Consider the following 872-nt stretch of genomic DNA (forward strand, 5'->3'; position numbering starts at 1 on the left):
GGATTGTACCGGGTACAAGCATTACGGCAAACATGCTCTCGTATCTTATGTTCAACCGCTTCCAGATGTCAACGCCAGCATACAGGGAAGCTAAAAACCGTCTGTCGGATATGGACTGGAACACTTCTGTCCAGAACCTGCTGAACTGGGCCGACAAAGGTGCAATGCAACTCAATAAGCTGATACCTGCCCTCAAGAAGATTGCCCTTCAGGACGGTGCGAACGTGAATGTGGACGAGACATGGCTTCGTTACCACGCTTACAATAAGAAACGCAAGACCTATATGTGGTGTCTGGTAAACAGAAAAGCCCGTATTGTCATCTTCTTTTATGAGGACACAACGGACGATGAAGGTTTGCAGAAACATGGAGGAAGGAGCAAAAATGTGTTGAAGGAGTTCCTTGGTGATGCAAAAATCAAATCACTGCAGAGTGACGGTTATAACGTATATATGTATCTTGACAACGAACTTATGGATATAGAGCATCTCTGTTGTCTGGCTCATGCAAGGGCTAAGTTCAAGTATGCCTTCGACCAGGGAAGCCTGCAGGCAAGAATCTTCCTTGAGCTGATAGGAAAGTTATACGGCATGGAAGATACTTACCGCCGGGAAAAACTTACCGCAGACGAGATTTACCACAGAAGAAACAGTAAGGAAACGACGGAAATCATCGATAAGATAAGGACGGAACTTTATGATCTGCTTGCAAATCCGGATGAGAGCCGAAGTGAACTTATGGGCAAGGCCCTTAAGTATCTGAAGAACTTCTGGAATCAGATCTTCGCCTACAGAAACGATGGAGAATACTCAATAGACAATATGGCGGCTGAAAGAGCGATAAGACCAATCACTGTCCAACGAAAGAACAGC

The 872-nt window shown here is 45.3% G+C and carries 1 protein-coding gene; it reads left to right on the forward strand.

Annotated elements, in window-relative coordinates; genetic code table 11:
- Positions 1–20 precede the first annotated feature (20 nt).
- The coding region (locus Q3C19_RS18275; protein WP_302731289.1) for an IS66 family transposase at positions 21–872 on the forward strand (852 nt) is incomplete at its 3' end.

The sequence above is a fragment of the Bacteroides sp. ET489 genome (genome assembly GCF_030518095.1).
Lineage (GTDB): Bacteria > Bacteroidota > Bacteroidia > Bacteroidales > Bacteroidaceae > Bacteroides > Bacteroides ndongoniae.